This window comes from Blautia pseudococcoides, from assembly GCF_001689125.2.
Lineage (GTDB): Bacteria > Bacillota > Clostridia > Lachnospirales > Lachnospiraceae > Blautia > Blautia pseudococcoides.
This window is the reverse complement of sequence record NZ_CP015405.2, coordinates 2081337-2102531: the sequence shown is the minus strand read 5'-3', so window position 1 is coordinate 2102531 and position 21195 is coordinate 2081337. Positions and strand designations below refer to the sequence as shown.

At 47.6% G+C, this 21195-nt stretch carries 17 protein-coding genes; 15 read left to right on the top strand and 2 right to left on the bottom strand.

Translation table 11 applies throughout. From position 1 onward, the window contains the following. The first annotated feature begins 14 nt into the window (after positions 1–14). From A4V09_RS10045 to A4V09_RS09980, 14 genes are all read left to right on the top strand, one after another. Positions 15–389 carry a TIGR04086 family membrane protein gene (locus tag A4V09_RS10045; protein WP_065542219.1) on the top strand — a complete coding sequence of 125 codons (375 nt, stop codon included), beginning with the start codon at positions 15–17 and terminating at the stop codon, positions 387–389. 133 nt (positions 390–522) lie between these two features. After that, on the top strand, positions 523–663 hold the full coding sequence (scfA, locus tag A4V09_RS10040; protein WP_015541285.1) for a six-cysteine ranthipeptide SCIFF: 141 nt from the start codon (positions 523–525) through the stop codon (positions 661–663). A gap of 307 nt (positions 664–970) precedes the next feature. Further along, the gene (scfB, locus tag A4V09_RS10035; RefSeq protein WP_065542218.1) at positions 971–2323 is read left to right on the top strand and encodes a thioether cross-link-forming SCIFF peptide maturase; all 1353 of its coding nucleotides are present in this window, start codon (positions 971–973) and stop codon (positions 2321–2323) included. Between the two features lie 196 nt (positions 2324–2519). Beyond that, on the top strand, positions 2520–4754 hold the full coding sequence (locus tag A4V09_RS10030; protein ID WP_065542217.1) for a protein translocase subunit SecDF: 2235 nt from the start codon (positions 2520–2522) through the stop codon (positions 4752–4754). 66 nt (positions 4755–4820) lie between these two features. Further along, entirely contained in the window at positions 4821–6536 is a 1716-nt protein-coding gene (recJ, locus tag A4V09_RS10025) for a single-stranded-DNA-specific exonuclease RecJ (RefSeq protein ID WP_065542216.1), read from the top strand. 210 nt (positions 6537–6746) lie between these two features. Continuing rightward, on the top strand, positions 6747–6947 hold the full coding sequence (locus A4V09_RS25350; RefSeq protein WP_065542215.1) for a hypothetical protein: 201 nt from the start codon (positions 6747–6749) through the stop codon (positions 6945–6947). A 292-nt stretch (positions 6948–7239) separates the two neighbouring features. Further along, positions 7240–7764 (top strand): adenine phosphoribosyltransferase, encoded by a 525-nt coding sequence (locus tag A4V09_RS10015; RefSeq protein ID WP_065542214.1) that lies wholly within the window; start codon positions 7240–7242, stop codon positions 7762–7764. Positions 7765–7781: 17 nt separating this feature from the next. Next, entirely contained in the window at positions 7782–10091 is a 2310-nt protein-coding gene (locus A4V09_RS10010; RefSeq protein WP_065542213.1) for a RelA/SpoT family protein, read from the top strand. A gap of 11 nt (positions 10092–10102) precedes the next feature. Further along, entirely contained in the window at positions 10103–10735 is a 633-nt protein-coding gene (locus A4V09_RS10005) for an MBL fold metallo-hydrolase (protein ID WP_065542212.1), read from the top strand. Between the two features lie 24 nt (positions 10736–10759). After that, positions 10760–12274: a coproporphyrinogen dehydrogenase HemZ gene (hemZ, locus tag A4V09_RS10000; protein ID WP_065542211.1), complete on the top strand. Its 1515-nt coding sequence runs from the start codon at positions 10760–10762 to the stop codon at positions 12272–12274. Beyond that, positions 12246–12788, top strand: a complete 543-nt coding sequence (locus A4V09_RS09995) for an HD-GYP domain-containing protein (protein ID WP_065542210.1) — start codon at positions 12246–12248, stop codon at positions 12786–12788. The genes hemZ and A4V09_RS09995 overlap by 29 nt, the downstream gene beginning before the upstream one ends. A gap of 17 nt (positions 12789–12805) precedes the next feature. Continuing rightward, complete coding sequence (hisS, locus tag A4V09_RS09990) at positions 12806–14056, top strand: histidine--tRNA ligase (protein WP_065542209.1); 1251 nt, start codon at positions 12806–12808, stop codon at positions 14054–14056. Between the two features lie 21 nt (positions 14057–14077). Further along, positions 14078–15874, top strand: coding sequence for an aspartate--tRNA ligase (aspS, locus tag A4V09_RS09985; RefSeq protein ID WP_065542208.1), 1797 nt, complete (start codon positions 14078–14080; stop codon positions 15872–15874). Between the two features lie 99 nt (positions 15875–15973). Further along, complete coding sequence (locus tag A4V09_RS09980) at positions 15974–16639, top strand: sulfite exporter TauE/SafE family protein (RefSeq protein WP_330396576.1); 666 nt, start codon at positions 15974–15976, stop codon at positions 16637–16639. 82 nt (positions 16640–16721) lie between these two features. On the opposite strand, the gene A4V09_RS09975 is transcribed toward A4V09_RS09980, so the two are convergent. Both A4V09_RS09975 and A4V09_RS09970 read right to left on the bottom strand, forming a co-directional pair. Continuing rightward, positions 16722–17843, bottom strand: coding sequence for a hypothetical protein (locus A4V09_RS09975; RefSeq protein WP_065542207.1), 1122 nt, complete (start codon positions 17841–17843; stop codon positions 16722–16724). 136 nt (positions 17844–17979) lie between these two features. Continuing rightward, positions 17980–19875: a PfkB family carbohydrate kinase gene (locus tag A4V09_RS09970; RefSeq protein WP_065542206.1), complete on the bottom strand. Its 1896-nt coding sequence runs from the start codon at positions 19873–19875 to the stop codon at positions 17980–17982. 292 nt (positions 19876–20167) lie between these two features. Here A4V09_RS09970 and A4V09_RS09965 point away from each other — a divergent pair, with 292 nt between their 5' ends. Then, positions 20168–21148 carry a nucleoside hydrolase gene (locus A4V09_RS09965; protein ID WP_065542205.1) on the top strand — a complete coding sequence of 327 codons (981 nt, stop codon included), beginning with the start codon at positions 20168–20170 and terminating at the stop codon, positions 21146–21148. Positions 21149–21195: the final 47 nt, after the last annotated feature.

The following is a 21195-nucleotide window of genomic DNA, read 5'->3' as shown; positions in this document are numbered from 1 at the left end:
GGGAGGGTTTCTTTATGGAGCAGACAGTTGCGAAACAATCAAAACCTTTACTGATGATGAAAGCGCTGCTGGCGGCTTATCTGGCAACAGGGATCATGCTGCTTCTTCTGGCGCTTCTTCTGTACAAGACGGGACTGGGAGAGAACCAGGTGAATCTGGGCATCCTGATTATTTACATAGTGTCCTGTTTTTTGGGAGGCTTCTATCTTGGAAAAAAGGTAGGAAACCAGAGATATCTTTGGGGAATGGCCCTGGGGATTGGATATGCAGTGCTGCTGACAGCCGTCACTTTTCTGACGGAGCATCAGATTTCCGCTGATTTCAAGGAAATGGCAGTGACCTATTTCCTCTGTTTTCTGGGCGGTGCGCTGGGCGGTATGCTGTCGTAGCGGTGAAGGCGTGGGCCGGGATGGGGTCCTAAAAGACGAAAGAAATACTTGCCTTGCTGGTTATAGATATGCTATAATAGCCACAAGCGTGCAGACGCATAGAATTACATTTAAGCACAGGGAGGAATATGTTATGGAACATATCAAAACATTAAATACAAAAAACTTACAGAATACAGTAAAAAAAGGCGGATGCGGTGAATGCCAGACATCTTGTCAGTCAGCCTGTAAAACATCCTGTACAGTAGGGAATCAGAGCTGCGAGAATAAATAATGGAGATCACGCTCCGCGGGTTTTCTATTATCATGAATAATATGCTGTCATAGAAAGACATCAGAAGCAGCGGTATAAAAGCCGCTGCTTATTCATTGTCATACGGGAATGCCCCTGAGGCAGAATTCTTTTTTGTATTCAGCATAAGAAGAAAGGAAGTAGCTATTCAGTAGGTCTGCGTGTTTACTGCGCTGATCGTAAGAAAATGTTCAGCAGCCAGGCAAAAATCCCATCGCCAAAGGCGATTCTGCATGGATCTTTGCTTGTAACTGTGAGGGTACTGAACAGTTACGAAAGGAAAAATACTGTGATTCATCGTTATAAAAATAATGGCTACAATATTGTTCTCGATGTGAACAGCGGTTCCGTACATGTGGTGGATGAGATCGTCTACGATATGGTTGGACTGCTCGATGAAGGGAATAGTGAGGAGGAGATCCTGGCTGCCCTGAAAGACAAGTATCAGGAGGGGGATATCAGGACCGCTCTTGAGGAATGCGCAGAACTGAAAAAAGAACAAATGCTGTTCACAGAGGATGTGTACGAGAAAGCGATCGACAGCTTTAAGGACAGGCCCACTGTGGTGAAGGCCCTCTGCCTGCACATTGCCCATGACTGTAACCTGGCCTGCCGCTACTGTTTCGCGGAGGAAGGGGAGTATCATGGACGCAGAGCCATGATGACTTATGAAGTGGGAAAACAGGCGTTGGATTTCCTGATCGCCAATTCCGGCAACAGAAAGAATCTGGAAGTGGATTTCTTCGGCGGGGAACCGCTTATGAACTGGAAGGTAGTCAAAGACCTTGTGGCCTATGGGCGCTCCCAGGAAAAAATACATAACAAGCGTTTCCGCTTCACACTGACCACAAACGGTGTCCTGCTCAATGATGAGATGATGGAATTTGCCAACAAAGAAATGGACAATGTGGTACTCAGCATTGACGGCCGCAGGGAAGTCCATGATTTTATGCGTCCCTTTAGGAAAGGGGCGGGCAGTTATGACCTAGTCGTGCCAAAATTTCAGAAATTTGCGGACAGCAGAGGCCAGAAAAAGTACTATGCCAGAGGAACCTTCACACGTCATAATCTGGATTTTTCCCAGGATGTGCTCCATCTGGCAGACCTGGGATTTGAGCAGATTTCCGTGGAGCCTGTAGTGGCGGACGAAAAGGAAGAGTACGCCCTGAAGTGGGAAGATGTTCCGAAAATCTGTGAGGAGTATGACAAGCTGGCAAAAGAGATCATCAAGAGGGAAAAAGAGGGAAGAGGCTTTCATTTTTTCCACTTTATGATAGACCTGACGGGAGGTCCCTGTGTATACAAAAGGCTTTCCGGCTGCGGTTCCGGAACAGAGTATCTGGCCGTGACACCCTGGGGAGATCTGTATCCCTGCCACCAGTTTGTAGGTGAGGAGAAATTCCTTATGGGCAATGTTTGGGACGGTGTACAGAAACCGGAAATCCGTGATGCGTTCAAAGAGTGTAATGTATATGCAAAGGAAAAATGCCTGAAGTGTTTCGCCAGATTTTACTGCAGCGGCGGATGCGCGGCAAACGCCTATAATTTCCACGGCTCCATCAATGAGGTCTACGACCTTGGCTGTGAGCTGCAGCGCAAGAGAGTGGAGTGTGCCATTATGATAAAAGCCGCTTTGACATGACAGTTTAAACAGGTCTGCGCATTTACTGCGCTGACCGTATGAATGTGTAATAGCAGTGAGCATCCAGCCCATCGCGAAGCGATTTTTAATGGAAGGATGCCGTAACAGTCCAGGTGCCTGAACTGTTACGCTTTGGCAGACCAGTGAGTATAAACATCACACACATTAAGAATAAAAGTAAAGAAGGGAAAGAACAATGAAGAAAAGCAGAGGTATCCTCGTACTTGTGCTGACGGTTCTGATTACCGGTTTTCTGGTATTCACCTCCGCAGTGGGACTTGGTCCCACCGGAACAGGTGCCGCCAAACACATTAAGACCGGACTTGATCTGGCAGGCGGTGTCAGCATAACATACGAGGCATCAAAAGAGAATCCAACAGACGATGAGATGGCAGATACCATCTACAAATTACAGAAACGTGTGGAGCAGTACAGCTCTGAAGCCCAGGTATACAAAGAGGGTACAAACAGGATCAACGTGGAAATCCCGGGAGTGACAGATGCCAACAAGGTTCTGGAAGAGCTGGGAAAACCCGGTTCCCTGTATTTTATTGCCCATAAAGGTTCTGACGGTTCTGAGAACTACACCTTCAACGGCTCTGAGTATGTTCTGAATAAAACCATTGAAGAACTGCAGGAGGATGGTTCCATTGTTCTGACAGGTACTGAGGTAAAGACGGCGAAAGCCTCCATGATCGAAAATGATCTGAAGAACAAAGAGAATGTGGTGGACTTGACTCTGACAGAGGAAGGTACTACAAAGTTCGCAGAGGCAACAAAAGCTGCATATGAGGACAGCCATGACAGCATTGGTATTTACTATGACGGCAAGTTCGTCAGTGTGCCGAATGTAAACGCTGAGATCAAGGACGGCAACGCCCAGATTTCCGGTATGAAGGACTCCGCTGAGGCGGAAAACCTGGCTTCCACCATCCGTATCGGTGGTCTGAAGCTGGAACTGAGCGAACTGCGTTCCAACGTAGTTGCTGCCCAGTTAGGTGAGGAAGCGATAGCAAGCAGCTTAAAAGCAGCAGGGATCGGCCTTGCCCTGGTTATCCTTTTCATGATATTTGTATACAGAATTCCAGGACTTGTATCCGGTATTGCGCTGATCATTTATACATGTCTGGATTTGATATTCCTGAATGCTTTTGACCTGACCCTGACATTGCCGGGTATTGCAGGTATTATCTTGTCTATCGGTATGGCTGTGGACGCAAACGTCATCATCTATGCCCGTATGCAGGAGGAGATCGCACTTGGCAGAAATGTTCGGACTGCTATCCAGAATGGTTTCCAGAAAGCGTTCTCTGCCATCTTTGACGGCAATATTACAACATTGATCGCAGCGTTTGTATTGAACTGGCTGGGTTCCGGTACTGTAAAAGGCTTTGCCCAGACGCTGGCACTTGGTATTGTTCTGTCCATGTTCACTGCGTTAGTGGTTTCCCGTTTTATTGCCTACGCTATGTATGCAGTGGGAATCCGCGATGAAAAGTTCTATGGCAGAAAGAAAGAGAGACAGCCGATCCGTTTTCTGCAGAAGAAAAGAATCTTCTTCGCAGTTTCCATCATCCTGGTTCTCTGCGCACCCATTGCTATGGGCGTGTTCAAATCCAGCACAGGGGATGCACTGAAATACAGCCTGGAATTTAAAGGCGGTACATCTACCAACGTGACCTTTAATGACAATATGGACATTAAGGAGATTGATGCCAAAGTGGTTCCCGTCGTGGAAGAGGTTACAGGGGACAACAATGTACAGGCCACTAAAGTGGTGGGTACCAATCAGGTCATCATTAAGACCATTACTCTGGATGTGCAGACAAGAGAGGAACTCAACCAGGCTCTGGTGGATGAGTTTGATGTGGATAAAGATTTGATCGCAACCGAGAGTATTTCCTCCACAGTCAGCAGCGAGATGCGGGCCGACGCGGTGAAAGCAGTGGTGATCGCTACAGTCCTTATGCTGCTTTACATCTGGTTCCGTTTCAAAGATATCCGGTTTGCCAGCAGCGCAGTTGTGGCACTGCTGCACGATGTGCTGGTAGTTCTGGCTTTCTATGCAGTAGCCAGAGTATCTGTGGGCAACACATTTATTGCTTGTATGCTTACGATCGTGGGTTATTCCATCAATGCGACCATCGTTATCTTTGACCGTATTCGTGAGAACCTGGCAGTGGCCAAAAAGAAATCGGATTTGGAGGAGCTGGTCAACAACAGTATCACCCAGACTCTGACAAGAAGTATCTATACTTCACTGACTACCTTTATCATGGTATTCCTGCTGTTCGTGCTGGGAGTTTCCTCTGTAAGGGAATTTGCCCTGCCTCTGATGGTTGGTATTGTGTGCGGCGGATATTCTTCCGTGTGCATCACAGGTGCCCTGTGGTATGTTATGAAAACAAAAATCAAAAAGAAATTCGCGTAAAAAATGATGGGGGTGCTGCACAGCAGTACCCCTTTCTTTTTCAACATGAAAAGGAGAGGACAAAAGATGGAAAAGTGGGTGATCTCCGCTAAGAAAGCGGATTTTTATGAAATCAGCCGGAAATTCGGTGTGGACCCGGTTATTGCAAGGCTTATCAGAAACAGAGACCAGATCACGGACAAGGAGATTGACCGGTATCTCCACGGAAAGATGTCAGGCCTTCATTCCTGGAAGCTTTTAAAAGGAATGGATGCTGCCCTTGCTATTCTTGAACAGAAAACCAGGGAAGGGAAAAAAATCAGAATAATCGGTGATTATGACATTGACGGTGTCTGCTCCACCTATATTCTGCTGACAGGACTTCGCCATGCAGGCGCCTGCGTGGATGTTGATATACCGGACAGGATGAAAGACGGGTATGGGGTCAGCAAAGAGCTTATTGATCTGGCTTATGAGGCCGGGACAGATACCATTGTTACCTGTGACAACGGTATCAGCGCCATAGAGCAGATCGCTTATGCCAAAAACCTTGGCATGACTGTGGTGGTCACAGACCATCACGAAATCCCATACGAGGAGCAGGAAGACGGAAGCCTGCGGACGTTTGTGCCTGACGCGGACGCCATTGTGAATCCAAAACAGCAGGATTGTCCCTACCCTTATAAGGGAATCTGCGGGGCTATGGTGGCCTATAAAGTCATCTGCGGGCTTTATGAGCGCATGGGTTTTCCTGCTTCTGATATGGAGGAGCTAATAGAATTTGCCGCCATCGCCACCGTGGGAGACGTGATGGATCTGCAGGATGAGAACCGGATCATAGTAAAAGAAGGGCTGAAAAGGATCATGCGCACACAGAATCCCGGATTAAAAGCCCTGATCCATGTAAACCACCTGGAAGATAAGCCCCTCACGGCATATCACATTGGATTTGTTATTGGTCCCTGTATGAATGCCAGCGGGCGCCTGAGCACTGCCAAGAGAGCGCTGAAGCTGCTTTTGTGCCGGGACCGGGAGGAAGCAGCAGCACTTGCGGAAGATTTGAAAGCACTTAATGACAGCAGAAAAGATATGACAGCTAAAGGCGTGGAGGAAGCGGTACAGATGGTGGAAAATACATCCCTTAAAGAGGACAGGGTACTGGTTATCTATCTTGCGGACTGTCATGAAAGTCTGGCGGGAATTATTGCAGGCCGTATCCGGGAACTCTACAGCAAGCCGGTGTTTGTGCTCACAAGAGCGGAGGAGGGGGTCAAGGGCTCAGGCCGTTCCATTGAGAGTTACCATATGTTTCGGGAACTGACCAGGTGCAGGGAACTGCTGACCAAGTTCGGCGGTCATCCCATGGCTGCCGGTTTATCCCTGCCGGAGGAAAATGTGGATCCTTTCAGGCGGATGCTCAATGAGAACTGCACACTTACAGAGGAGGAAATGGCTGAAAAAGTGCTGATTGATGTGCCTATGCCCATCTCCTATGTGAATATGCCCCTCATACGCCAGCTTTCCCTTTTAGAACCATTTGGAAAGGGAAATACAAAGCCTTTGTTTGCCCAGAAAAATGTCCGTGTTGAAAACTGCCGGGTCTTTGGAAAAAACCGCAACGTGGTGAAAATGGATCTCTTTGATGAAAACGGATGCCAGGCTCAGGGTGTCTGGTTTGGGGACGGGGATGCCTTTGCTGAAAAGATAAAGGAGAAGCCAAGGTGGTCCGTTGCGTATTATCCCTCCATAAACGCCTACAACGGCAGGGAGAGCATAGAAATCATCATACAGAATTTTATTTGATCGCCCCAGGCCGAAATGCGTTATTTTTGCTGTCTGTAATGATTGTATTACGCAGAATTATCATGTATGATATATCTATGATCTGATGCAGCCAAAATATTATCTGGGAGACCAGACCCTGCACAGCGCCGAGGCTCTTGTCCGCTGGTGTTCGGAGGACGGTATGATGCATTACCCGGATGAATTTATACCGGTATTTGAGGAGAACGGATGCATCACAGAACTGATATGTATATGCTGGAGGAGGCGTGTAAAAAGGTTTCCTGCTGGGTGAAGCAGGGGTACCAGGTAAGACCTATTTCGGTAAACCAGTCCCGGGTGTTTTTTTATGACGATGAGTATCTTGTGGAGGCGTTTGAAAACAAAGTGCTTCATGGACCGCTGACAGAGCCAAAAACGGACGGGAATTGAATGAAATGGAAAAAGATGGGGATATTGTATATATATATCCCCGCATTTCCCGGCAATATACCAGGTATTACCTTTACTGCCTGGGAGAAAATGTAGAAAAATGTATAAAATACAATTGGTATATAAAAACCATTAGGCAAATGTGTATGAATATAGATAGATAAAGTCTGATAGATAGCAATTGCATTTGATTCCGACAAAAAAAGATGATATACTAAAGACTACACCCAAAATTTGAGTATAATTGACATATCGTGAGATAACAAAAAGAAACTAAAAGCAGGAGAGAGTTATGAAGAAGATTGAGGAATATGTGCGCAGTATCCCGGATTTTCCTGAACCGGGAATCATTTTCAGAGATGTGACAAGCATATTACAGGATGCAGATGGATTTGCACTGGCTGTGGATTCCATGCAGGCCCTTTTGGACGGCGTGGAGGTAGATGTGATCGCCGGAGCAGAGTCCAGGGGCTTTATATTCGGGGCGCCTATTGCCTACAACTTACATAAGCCCTTTGTACTGATACGAAAGAAAGGGAAACTGCCCTGCGAGACTATAGAGAGCAGCTATGATTTGGAATACGGCAGTGCAACCATCGAGATGCACAAGGACGCTGTCACACCGGGCCAGAAGGTGGTACTGGTGGATGACCTGATCGCCACAGGCGGAACCATTGAAGCCACAGCCAGGATGGTGGAGGAGCTTGGAGGCAAAGTGGTGAAAATTATCACCCTTATGGAGCTGGAAGGTCTGAACGGCAGAAAACGTCTCAAAGATTATGATGTGGCTTCCGTTATATGTTATGAAGGTAAATAGAAATCAGGTGATGGCAGATGGAGAAAAGTAAAGAGGCAGCGCTTCAGGATGATGAAATAGCGAAAATTAAAAAGGCTGATGCAAGTGTGAAGACCATGGAAGATTTTACAAGCCCTTCTGTTCTGTATGAAGAGCTTATTTCCAGTGTCCGAAAGTACCATCCCTCCACCGATATATCTATGATCGAGAAGGCTTACCGGATTGCCAGAGATGCCCACGAAGGGCAGGTGCGCAAGTCCGGCGAGCCTTATATCATTCATCCCCTCTGTGTGGGCATTATCCTGGCGGATCTGGAGCTTGACAAGGAGACTATTGTGGCAGGCCTGCTGCACGATGTGGTGGAAGACACAGTCATGACTACAGAGGAGATCACCCAGGAATTCGGCGCGGAGGTGGCCCTGTTAGTGGACGGTGTTACAAAGCTGGGACAGTTGAATTATTCCGCAGACAAAGTGGAAGTACAGGCAGAGAATCTGAGAAAGATGTTCCTTGCCATGGCAAAGGATATCCGGGTGATCCTGATAAAACTGGCTGACCGGCTTCACAATATGAGAACGCTGAAATATATGCCGCCCCACAAACAGAAGGAAAAGGCCAGGGAGACCATGGATATCTATGCTCCCATTGCCCAGCGGCTTGGTATTTCCAAAGTAAAAATAGAACTGGACGATTTGTCCTTAAAATACCTGGAACCTGAAGTGTATTACGATCTGGTGGAGAAAATCAACCTGCGGAAAAGCGAGCGGGAAGCTTTTGTCAGCGGAATCGTGAACGGCGTCAGGGAACAGATTGAATATGCGGGTATTCACGCACAGATCGACGGGCGTGTCAAACACTTTTTCAGTATTTACAAGAAGATGGTCAATCAGGATAAGACCCTGGATCAGATTTACGACTTGTTTGCAGTCCGCATTATTGTGGATACAGTGAAGGACTGCTATGCGTCCCTGGGAATCATCCATGAGATGTATAAGCCCATACCGGGACGGTTCAAAGACTATATCGCCATGCCAAAACCCAATATGTACCAGTCACTGCACACTACTTTGATCGGACCGAACGGACAGCCTTTTGAAATACAGATCCGTACGTTTGAGATGCACCGTACAGCGGAATACGGTATTGCTGCCCACTGGAAATACAAAGAGGCATCAGGCAGCAGCAAGGCCAGTGTGACCCAGCAGGAAGAGGAAAAAATGAGCTGGCTGCGCCAGATCCTGGAGTGGCAGCGGGACATGTCCGACAACAAGGAGTTTTTAAGTCTTTTAAAAAGCGATCTGGATTTGTTTTCCGAAAGTGTTTACTGCTTTACCCCGGCGGGTGATGTGAAGACACTTCCAAACGGCTCCACCCCCATTGATTTTGCCTATAATGTACATAGTGCGGTAGGTAACAAAATGGTGGGAGCCAGAGTGAACGGAAAGCTGGTTCCCATTGACTATGTGATCAAGAACGGGGACCGGATTGAGATCATCACCTCACAGAACTCCAAGGGACCAAGCCGTGACTGGCTGAAGGTGGTTAAGAGCACCCAGGCCAAGAACAAGATAAACCAGTGGTTTAAGCAGGAGTTAAAAGAAGACAACATTTTAAAGGGCAAAGATATGCTGGCCCAGTATGCAAAGTTAAAAGGCATAGGACTGGGAAATCTGACAAAACCAAAATATCTGGAATCTGTTATGAAAAAATACGGATTCCGGGACTGGGATTCTGTATTGGCAGCCGTGGGACACGGCGGTCTGAAAGAAGGCCAGGTCATTAATAAGCTCCTGGAAATCTACACCAAGGAGCACAAGAGCGAACTGACAGACGAGAAGGTGCTGGAAGCTGCGGAGGAGACAAAGGATAAGCTCCATATCCGCAAGAGCAAGAGCGGTATTGTGGTGAAGGGAATCCACGATGTATCCGTGAGGTTTTCCAGGTGCTGCAACCCCATTCCCGGAGACGAGATCGTGGGATATGTGACAAGGGGACGGGGGGTGACCATCCACCGTACCGACTGTATCAATATTATCAATATGTCCCTGGAAGACAGGGAGCGCCTGATCGATGCGGAGTGGCAGTCAGAAAGCGTGGGGGACGGGGAGCAGTACACAGCGGAGATCAATGTGTACGCCAATAACCGCACCGGGCTTCTGGTTGACATTTCCAAGATATTCACGGAGAGGAAAATTGATATCACATCCATGAATACAAGGACCAGCAAACAGGGACGTGCCACCATAAATATTGCCTTTGATATTAAGAGCAAGGAAGAGCTGGGCAGCCTGGTGGAAAAAATCAGACAGGTAGAGAGCGTTCTGGATATCGGGCGTACTACCGGCTAAGGAGTCGAGATATGAAGAATCTGAATCTGAGAGGAATCGTGGTTGGCCCGGTCATGACCAACTGCTATTTCCTGAAAAATACACAGAGCGGGGAAATCCTGGTGGTTGACCCCGCCGCTGAGGCGGACCGTATCTGCCGTACCATAGACAGGATAGAGGGAAAACCGGCAGGGATACTTCTGACACACGGGCATTATGATCATATTATGGCAGCAGGTGAGCTGCAGAAGAAGTGGCAGGTGCCCGTCTATGCGGCCAGAGCGGAGGAAGAGATGCTCACAGACCCGCAGCTGAACCTGTCAGCCTCCTGGGAGGGAGTCGGTTATACGGTGAAAGCCGACCGTTTCCTGGAGGACGGGGAGACCTTTTTACTTGCAGGCTTTCAGATCAAAATGTATCTGACTCCGGGACATACGGAAGGCTCCTGCTGCTATTATCTGGAGGACGAGGGTGTGCTCATGAGCGGGGACACCATTTTCTGTGAAAACTGCGGCAGATGTGACCTGCCCGGAGGCAATTTTGCAAAAATGCAGGAGAGTCTGAAGAAAATCATCAACCATTTACCCGAGGATGTGAAGATTTATCCCGGACACGGGGAAGAGACCAGCATCCATCATGAGCGATCATATAATCCCTATCTATAAAAAATCAAAGAAAGAGGAACCTATATGATTGGCATTTCATTTAATAAAAGAGAGTTTGAATATGATGCCTACACTCTGGTCAAGGCCTTTTATCCCCAGGAAGAAGTGGAAAACTTTTATGCGGAAGAGACGCAGGAAGAGAAAGCTTATGAACTGCTGGTGAGAATCGCCTACGGGGAGGAAGAGACGCACCTCTCCCTGGAGAGGGATGGAGAAATTATATTCGGAGAAGCGGCCCGCTTTGAAAAAGGGCAGGACAGAAAAGAAAGAAAGAACATACTGAAACAGATTTTGTACAGAGGCCTCACACAGGAGACAGGGATCACCCTTCCCTGGGGGAACCTGACCGGAATCCGGCCTACCAAGATCGCCATGGGACTTATTGAGTCGGGAATGAGCAATGCGGAGGCTGCAGACTATATGCGCCGTACTTATTTTACCGGCAACGCAAAGACGGCACTGGCAATAACCATTGCCAACCGGGAGCGGGATTTATTAAAAAATATTGATTATCAGAACGGATACAGCCTGTACGTGGGAATACCCTTCTGCCCAAGTATCTGTCTTTACTGTTCTTTCAGTTCATCCCCCATAGAGAGATGGCGGGATAAAGTGGATGAATACCTGGATGCGCTCTGCAGGGAGCTGACTTATATGGGAGATACCATGAAAGTGCGCACCCTTGACACCATATATATCGGCGGTGGGACTCCCACCACTTTGGAACCAGAGCAGATGGAACGGCTGCTGTCACATATTGAAGCATGCTTTCCGGTGGAACAGGTGAAGGAATACACAGTAGAAGCGGGAAGGCCGGACAGCATCACCAGGGAGAAACTCATGGTGATCAAAAGGCATCCGGTGACAAGGATTTCCGTAAATCCCCAGACTATGAACCAGAAGACACTGGATTTGATCGGACGCAGACATACGGTGGAGGACACAAAGCACGCCTTTGCCCTTGCCAGGGAGTGCGGATTTGACAATATCAATATGGATCTGATCGTAGGCCTGCCCGGGGAGTGTGCGGAGGATGTAAGACACACCCTGGAGGAAGTAAAGGCTCTGGACCCGGACAGTCTGACGGTACATTCCCTGGCTGTCAAGAGGGCCACCAGGCTTCATCTGTTCCGGGAACAGTATGAAGAGATGACCTTTGAAAACAATCAGGAGATCATGGACATGTGCATGGACTACGCACGGCAGTGCGGCATGGGGCCATATTATTTGTACAGGCAGAAGAATATGTCAGGCAATCTGGAGAATGTGGGATATGCCAAACCGGGCAAAGCGGGTATCTATAACATTCTGATCATGGAAGAGAAGCAGTCCATTCTGGCGGCGGGAGCGGGAGCTTCCACCAAGTTTGTTTTCCAAAACGGGGAGCGGATAGAACGGGCTGAAAACGTAAAAGATGTGACAAATTATATTACAAGGATCGAAGAGATGACAGACCGAAAACGGATTGGGCTGGAAACGTATCTGAATATAAAGAGCGGGGATGGCGGGAATGGCAAATACGCAGAAGCATCTGATTAGTTTCAATCTGGAAAAGGAAATCGAACATGGTATTCAGGTGAGCAACCTGGCTTTCCGTGTGGGAAAACAGATGGGACTTTCTGAGGAGGCCTGCCATGAGCTGGCAGTGGCCGGAGTGCTTCATGATATCGGAAAGCTGAGGCTTTACAACTACATTGCCGGGGAAGAAAATCCTATGGTGGTGGAGGAAATGAAGTATGTAAGGCGTCATCCGGAATTGGGATATGAGAGCCTGAAGGACAGGGGATATTCCCGGTTTGTGCTGGACAGCATTTACTACCATCATGAAAACTATGACGGCAGCGGATACCCGGAAAATCTGGCGGGGGAAAAGATTCCCGTGGGTGCCAGAATCATTAGGATCTGTGATGTCTATGCAGCGCTCACATCCAAAAGGACATACCGTGACGCGTTTTCCGGCGAGACTGCCATGAAGATGGTGATCGACGAAGTTAAAAATTTTGATATGCAGGTTTTTCTTGCATTTCAGAGAGCAATACATGAAAATGATTAGAGATAGGAGAAAAGATTATGCAGTTAAAGAAAAAACCAGTTACAGGAATGAAAGATATTCTGCCAAGAGAGATGGAAATCCGTGATTATGTGATCGGATTGATCAAGGAAACTTATAAGGAGTTCGGATTCACTTCCATGGAGACTCCCTGCGTGGAGCACATTGAAAACCTGACCAGCAAACAGGGCGGGGATAATGAAAAACTGATTTTCCGTATTCTGAAAAGAGGGGAAAAACTGAAGATCAATGAGGCGAAAGAGGAGAATGACCTGGTTGACAGCGGGCTGCGCTATGACCTGACCGTTCCGCTCTGCCGTTTCTATTCCAACAACGCCAATGAACTGCCCTCCCCTTTCAAAGCTCTGCAGATGGGAAATGTATTCCGTGCGGACAGACCGCAGAGAGGCCGTTTCCGTCAGTTTATGCAGTGTGATATTGATATTCTGGGAGACCCTACCAATCTGGCTGAGATAGATGTTATTCTGGCAACCTCCACACTGGTTGGCAAGCTGGATTTTGAAAGCTTTGCCATCCGCATCAATGACCGCCGTTTCTTAAAAGCCATGGCCGCTTACAGCGGATTCCCGGAAGAGTCTTATGACCAGGTATTCATCATCCTGGATAAAATGGATAAGATTGGCCTGGAAGGCGTGGCAGCAGAGCTGGAGGGATCCGGATTTGCGAAAGAGGGTATTGAAAAATACATTGCACTTTTCGACGCCATCGGAGAAGGTCTTGACGGAGTAAAATACTGTAAGGACAAGCTGGAAGGATTCCTGGAGCCGGATGTGGCAGACAATATGTCCACCATTATTGAGAGTGTGACAGAGGCGAAAACGGCTAACTTCAGGATCATCTTTGATCCTACATTAGTGCGCGGTATGTCTTATTATACAGGACCGATCTTTGAAATCTGTATTGACGGTTTTTCCGGCAGTGTAGGCGGCGGCGGACGTTACGACGAGATGATCGGCAAATTCACGGGAACCCCCACACCGGCAACCGGATTTTCCATTGGTTTTGAGCGTATTGTTATGCTGCTCATGGAGAGAGGATTCCAGGTACCGGGCAGTGCGGATAAGAAAGCGTATCTGCTGGATAAGAAGCTGAGCTCTGAGAAACTGGTGGAGGTTGTGAAAAAAGCCGGGGAAGAGAGAAAAGCAGGCAAGAGCGTTAATATTGTATATATGAAAAAGAATAAAAAATTCCAGAAGGAACAGCTTCAGTCTGAAGGCTATGAGATCATTGAAGAGATATATAACGACTGATATTTAAGGAGAACTGACACAATGGCAGAATCAATGTACGGGTTAAAGAGAACCCACAGATGTACGGAAGTGACGAAAGAAGAAATCGGCAGCACAGTAACCCTCATGGGATGGGTACAGAAGAGCCGCAACAAAGGTGGTATTGTTTTCGTGGATCTGCGTGACCGTTCCGGAATCATGCAGATAATCTTTGAAAACGGTGATATTGACGGGGAAGGCTTTGAGAAGGCCGGCAGATTAAGAAGTGAGTTTGTTATCGCTGTGACGGGACGCGTGGAGGCGCGTTCCGGTGCAGTGAATGAGAATCTGAAGACAGGTGAGATTGAAGTGCGGGCAAACGCTCTGCGCATCCTGTCCGAGTCAGAGACCCCTCCTTTCCCCGTTGAGGAGAACAGCAAGACCAGGGAGGAAGTACGCTTAAAATACCGTTATCTGGATCTGAGAAGACCGGATCTGCAGAGAAATCTGATCATGCGTTCCCAGGTTGCTGTGCTGGTTCGCCAGTTCCTGGCAAATGAAGGATTTTTGGAGATCGAGACACCGATTCTGAATAAAAGTACACCGGAGGGAGCAAGGGATTACCTGGTTCCAAGCCGTGTGCATCCGGGCAGCTTTTACGCACTGCCTCAGTCACCCCAGATTTTTAAGCAGCTTCTTATGTGCTCCGGATACGACAGGTATTTCCAGATCGCCAAATGTTTCCGCGATGAGGACCTGCGTGCTGACCGTCAGCCGGAATTCACACAGATCGACATGGAGCTTTCCTTTGTGGATGTGGATGACGTCATAGATGTAAATGAGCGTATGCTGGCGTTTCTGTTTCGCCAGGTACTGGGTGTGGAAGTGCAGCTTCCCATTCAGAGAATGACCTGGATAGATGCTATGAACCGCTTTGGTTCCGACAAACCGGACCTGCGTTTCGGCATGGAGCTTACGGATGTGTCAGAAGTGGTAAAAGGCTGTGAGTTTGCGGTATTTAAAAATGCTCTGGAGGCAGGCGGCAGTGTCCGCGGTATCAATGCCAAAGGACAGGGGGCTATGCCCAGAAAGAAAATCGACAAGTTAGTGGAATTCGCCAAAGGTTACGGTGCCAAAGGCCTGGCGTATATTGCCATCCAGGAGGACGGCAGTGTGAAATCTTCCTTCGCAAAATTCATGCAGGAGGAGGAGATGAAGTCCCTTATAGAAGCTATGCAGGGTGAAGCGGGCGATCTGCTCCTCTTTGCTGCGGACAAAACCAAGCTTGTGTGGGATGTTCTGGGTGCGCTTCGTCTTGAACTGGCGCGCCAGATGGAGCTGTTCGATAAAGACGAGTACCGTTTTGTATGGATCACAGAGTTCCCGCTTCTGGAGTGGTCAGAGGAGGAACAGCGCTTTACAGCCATGCATCATCCGTTTACCATGCCTTTTGAGGAGGATATTCCGCTTCTGGATACAGATCCGGGTGCAGTGCGGGCTAAAGCCTATGATATTGTGCTCAACGGCAATGAGATTGGCGGCGGCAGTGTGCGAATCCACCAGAACGATGTACAGGAAAAAATGTTTGAGGCTCTTGGGTTTGAAAAGGCACAGGCATACAAGCAGTTCGGCTTCCTTCTGGATGCCTTTAAATACGGAGTTCCGCCTCACGCCGGACTGGCTTACGGCCTGGACCGTCTGGTCATGCTCATGGCAAAGGAGGAATCCATCCGTGAGGTGATCGCGTTCCCGAAGGTGAAGGACGCTTCCTGTTTGATGTCGGAGGCACCGAATACCGTGGATGTAAAACAGTTGGATGAACTGGGGATTGCTCTGAAAGCACAGGAGAGTGAGCAGTAATGGAGCCAGGCATCGTCTCCTATCTGATCGTCTGTCCGCTGGTGTTTTTGGCCAGTTTTGTAGATGCCATAGCAGGCGGGGGAGGATTGATCTCCCTGCCTGCTTATCTTTTGGCCGGGAGTTCCCGTACACAATGCCATTGCCACCAACAAACTGTCCTCAGCGGCCGGTACGGTTATCTCCACAGCCCGTTACTGCAAAAACAGGTATGCGGATGTGGCGCTTGCGGTTCCTTCTTTTCTCGTGGCGCTTTTGGGGTCCTTCATGGGGGCGAATCTGGCTCTTATTACAAGCGATAAAGTGCTGAAGCTTATGCTCATTGCAGTGTTGCCGGTGGTGGCGTTCTATGTGCTGAAGAATAAAAGAATGGAGTCGAAGTTAAAAAGGCAGCTTACAAAAAGGCAGAAGTATGCCATTGTGATCACGGCTTCTTTTGTCATCGGTACATATGACGGCTTTTACGGGCCGGGGACAGGAACCTTTCTGCTGCTTGTCTACACAGGGCTTGCGGGGATGGATATCCGAACCGCTTCCGGAAACACAAAGATTGTGAATCTGGCTTCCAACCTGGCAGCTCTTGGGGCCTTCTTTTTCAGCGGCAAGATCGTGGTTACTCTGGGCCTGGCGGCAGCCGTGTTCAGCATTGCGGGGCATTACATCGGCTCCGGCATGGTAATAAAAAACGGTACCAGGATTGTCCGTCCTATTGTGGTCACGGTTCTTATTTTATTATTTATTAAAATTGTATCAGGCTTTTTTGTATAGAAAAATGCCCGGCTTTTGTCAGACCCAAGCCGGGCATTCATTTTGTCTGTTCATAACAGTTCCTTGATCGGAACAACCATATCTATTCCACGTCTTCCGACACGTCTGCCAGGGCGCTGTCCACGCCTCCCAATATGGCTTGTGCCACATTTTCATCCATCTGCATTTTCCAGCTTGTCCCGTCATTGATAAGAGAAATATCCACGTCGCGGGTAGTGGAAGCCTGGTTCTGTTCTATGCTTTCCAAAAGGAGCTGCCGTTCTTTCTCACGGCGTCCCTCAGCCCCGCCTGCCATGGCCTGGGAAGTCTGAAGCCACTGGGAGAGCTGCCCCTGGTAGGAGGCCATAATGCTTTTGAAATCACTGCTGGTTATCTGGACTTTTACCAGAGCATTGCGCTCGTCGTTCTGAGTATCCAGAATCTTAAAATCAAAACAGGCCTGAATCTGTTCTGCCATAGCGTGGGCAATAGAACTGCTGTATGTGTCATCCGTATCCAAAAGGCTGTCCAGAGACAGATAGATGTTGAGCTGTTCCGTATCAAATTCTTTTATCGTATTAAAATGGATTTTGACCACTTCCGGGGGCGGCAGCAGATCAGAATCTGCCATATAAGTGAGAAATCCGCCGGTGATCTGATTGTCCAGGTCTTCGCTGTGGACAATGGCCCAGGTTTCCCCTTTCTTTTTCAGTTTCAGGTCAAAGGAGGTATCCACCTGTTTATAATTGTTCTTTTTCAGCGTCTCTCCAAGCAGCAGGTAAGAATCTTTCAGGGAAAATTCCACCTGACTGGGGTTGGCGTCGCAGGTGATCCGTTTTTTCAGCGCAGCGGCTGTGTAATCTTCGGCAAGCGCATGGGCATCCAGATTGGTTATGGTGACTGTGGCGCTGGCTTTTTTTTCTTCGACTTTGACAGTATCCACGGTGTAAGAGAAGTTTTTAAAGTAGCGTGAGAAGATCTTGATGATCTCAGGGTCTGCGCTTTCTTTTTCGCTGTCGTTTTCGGCTGTGTCCTCTTCGGGGAACAGTTGATGGGCGGAAAGGTATGTTTCAATGGTCTTTTTATCCGGACTTTTCAACTGGTCAAGTTCTGCTGAAACTGCCTGCTTTACCGCGCGTTCCTCCTTGCTGTCACATCCCGTAAGCAGCAGGGCAGATGTCAGGAAAACTGCGGCGTATAACCATTTCTTATGTCGAATCTTCATGTGTCATCTCCTGTTTGCGGAAGTTACCGTATTTGTTTAGTTTAACAGAAATGACGGAAAAGTCAACTTTTTAATGGAGACGGAAGGGACCGGACGGAAGAGACTGCGGGAAGGCCGGTGCGTTTGGGCTGAACGATTATTTAAGCAGGTTTGGTTCAAGTTTTTTAATATGGGTTTCCAGGGTGTTGTGGTCTATCAGAGCGGGGACTACGCCTTGTCTGGAGACGCAGAAGCCGGCGGCATAGGTGGCTATGCGGATGGCTTTTTCCAGAGAGTAGCCTTCGATCAGGAAGGAGGCCAGGGCGGAGATAAAGGCGTCTGCACCGCCGGTGGTGTCTATGGAAATAAAGTCGGCGGCAGGGAAGTATTTTGCGGTTTCTGCGGTTTTCAGGTAGCAGCCTTCGTGTCCAAGGGTTATGATGACAGCCTCGATCCCTTTTTGAAAAAAGTATTCGGCTTGTTTTTCTACAGTAGTGTGCTGTGGGCACAGGGCGGCAGCTTCTTTTCGGTTGGGGATGAAGATATCCGTGTTCTGAAGAAGCTGATCGGGAATGGATTTTAGGGCAGCCGGTTTGACGATGTTTTTGGCACCGTATTTTCTGGCGATTTTGGCTGCTTCCAGGACCGTGTGGATGGGAATCTCTGTGGAGAGCAGGCAGAAACCGGCATTTTCAAAAAGATGTTGTCTTTTTTGGATGTCTTCGGGGCTTAGATTACCGTTGGCCCCGGACATGATGGTGATGGTCCCTTCACCGTCACGCTCGATGTAAATGTATGCTTTTCCGGTTTGGGCTTTCATGTCTCTGTGGACACCCTGGGTAGTCACCTGTTCTTTTTCCAGTATATCGAAGATGAACGTGGAATCCGTGTCGTTTCCGATTTCCCCAATGAGGGAAACCTCGCGTCCCAGTTTGGCGGCACCTACGGACTGGTTGGCCCCTTTTCCTCCAAGGGTGGTGGTGGAGCTTAGGATCGTGGTGGTCTTTCCTGCCTGGGGAAGCCAGTCCACATTGAAGGTTATGTCTGTGTTAATGCTTCCTACGACCACGATTTTTTTTGCGCGGAAGAAGGAAGGGATGTCCAGGCTGTCCTCGTTGTCAAAGATGCACTGGGATACAAAGGTATATTCCGGTTCCCCCTGGTCTTTTTTTTCGCATTTTTGAATCAGGTTTCTGCACACATAGTAGCCGAATTCCCGGTAAGGGATTTTGATGCTGGATATATGAGGGAAGGAGATGGCTTCCCGTACATCATCTTTTAAGCTTACCAGAGATAAGTCGGAGGGTACATAGTAGTGCAGTTTATTCATCTGTTCATACAGAATCAGGGAGGAGGCAAAATGAGAACTGACAATGCCTGAAAAACCATGGCTCAACACTTTGGAACAACAGGCAGGGTCAGAGATAAAAAGCCTCATTTTGTCATGATAGGGAATTTGATTGTCAAATAAACATTTCTTGAATCCCGCAAATACCATTTGGGAGCGCCTGCTTTTTTCTTTCATCAGGCAGGCAATTTTGCTGTGCTTGTATTCCAGAAGCTTCTGGGTCAGGACATAGCCCATTTTTTCAAAGTCAATATTGTAGGCAGTGTCAGGGCCATTTATATAGCAGACAGAGATGTTCTGCTCTGCAAAGTAATGCTCATATTGGGAGCTGTTCTCATCCACTGGCTCCCAGATCACACCGTCCACATTGTTCTTGCACAGGGAGGTGATATGCTTTAGTTCGGTGTCTGTACTGTTCAGACTATCCAGAAGCAGCACATTGTAACCCTGCTCCTGTGCTGCCTGCAGGATGCCGTTCAGCATCAGATTGGACTGCGAGGCTGTGCGGAGCAGGACCCCCAGTAAAAAGGTCTTTGCACTGGATATATTTTTTACCATGCCGTAAGGCGTATAGTTGTATTCTTTTACAATTTTCAGTACCCGGCTGCGGGTCTCAGGGTTGATATTCTGGTCTTTGTTATTTACGATTTTGGAAACCGTTGAGATAGAGACACCGGCCAGGCTGGCGATTTCTTTGATTGTCATATGAGAACCCTCGTCATAATTTTTTCTTTTATTATGAAGGATAAGGAAAGATTTGTCAACGGAAAAATAGTAGCGCTATGTGAAATGTGCACAAGAAAGTGGTATCATAAATAGTTTTAATTAACAAAAAATAAAAAAATAGTTGACAGGGAAGAGCAGAATAAGTACAATACATGCATAGAAAAATACTTTACGAAAATGATTTCATTACACTTTGTTACTAATACGCCGTTTAGGTGTTTTTGTCAGCCTGCAAGGCGGAGAAGAAAAGAAGAAAGGAAGGGAAAGACTTATGGAACGGATCATTATTGATACGGACCCAGGGATAGATGATGCGATGGCCATTTTGCTGGCGGTCAGTGCTCCGGACAAAATAAAGATTGAAGCGTTGACTACAGTGGATGGGAATACAGATATTGATCATGCCACGCAAAATGCATCCGCTATATTAAAGCTCTGTGGGAGGGAGGACATACCTGTTTATAAAGGAAGAGGGGAACCTCTCAGGGGAAAAGCGGAAATATGTGAAAGCTCTCATGGAGATAATGGCCTGGGGGATGTGAAGATTGACAACGGCAGGATTCCTCTGCAGAGAGAATCCGCAGAAGAATATCTGGTACGCGCAGCACAGGATAACAAAGATGTACTTACCCTAATGCCCATCGGTCCGCTGACAAATATAGCCGGAGCTGTACAGAGAGATGAGAATTTCGTGAAAAATATTAAAAAGATTGTTCTGATGGGGGGAGCAGAACACTGCGGAAATATGTCACCAACGGCAGAATTTAATTTCTGGCATGACCCGGAAGCTGCAAAAGTTGTCTTTGAGGCCGGTTTTAAAGAAATTGTAATGGTAGGGCTTGATGTGACGAGAAAAGTATTCTTGACACCGGCAATGAGAGAACTGCTTTATCAGATAAACACGCCACTTTCCGGATTTATTCATCAGATTACCAGAGTTTACGTTGACAGTTATTGGGAAAAACTTAAAAATCTGGGATGTGAACTGTGCGATGTTTTGGCAGCGGCTTATCTCATTGATGATTCCGTTTTAAAATTAAAGGATGCATATGTAGAGATAGAGACGGCAGGTCTATGCAGGGGTACATCTGTGGTCTATCCTGTTGAAATATGGAAAGATAAGAAAAAAAACTGTAAAGTTGCATCTGATTTGGATGTAAAAAGGTTATTCAGACTTTTTTTTGAGAAGCAATTTCCGGATCATAAAGAAAGTGCAGCTGCATTGATCGAGCAGGAATACAGAGATCAATAAAGAAAAAAAGCACTGTTGGTGTACAATGTGCACAAGAAAAATCTTTC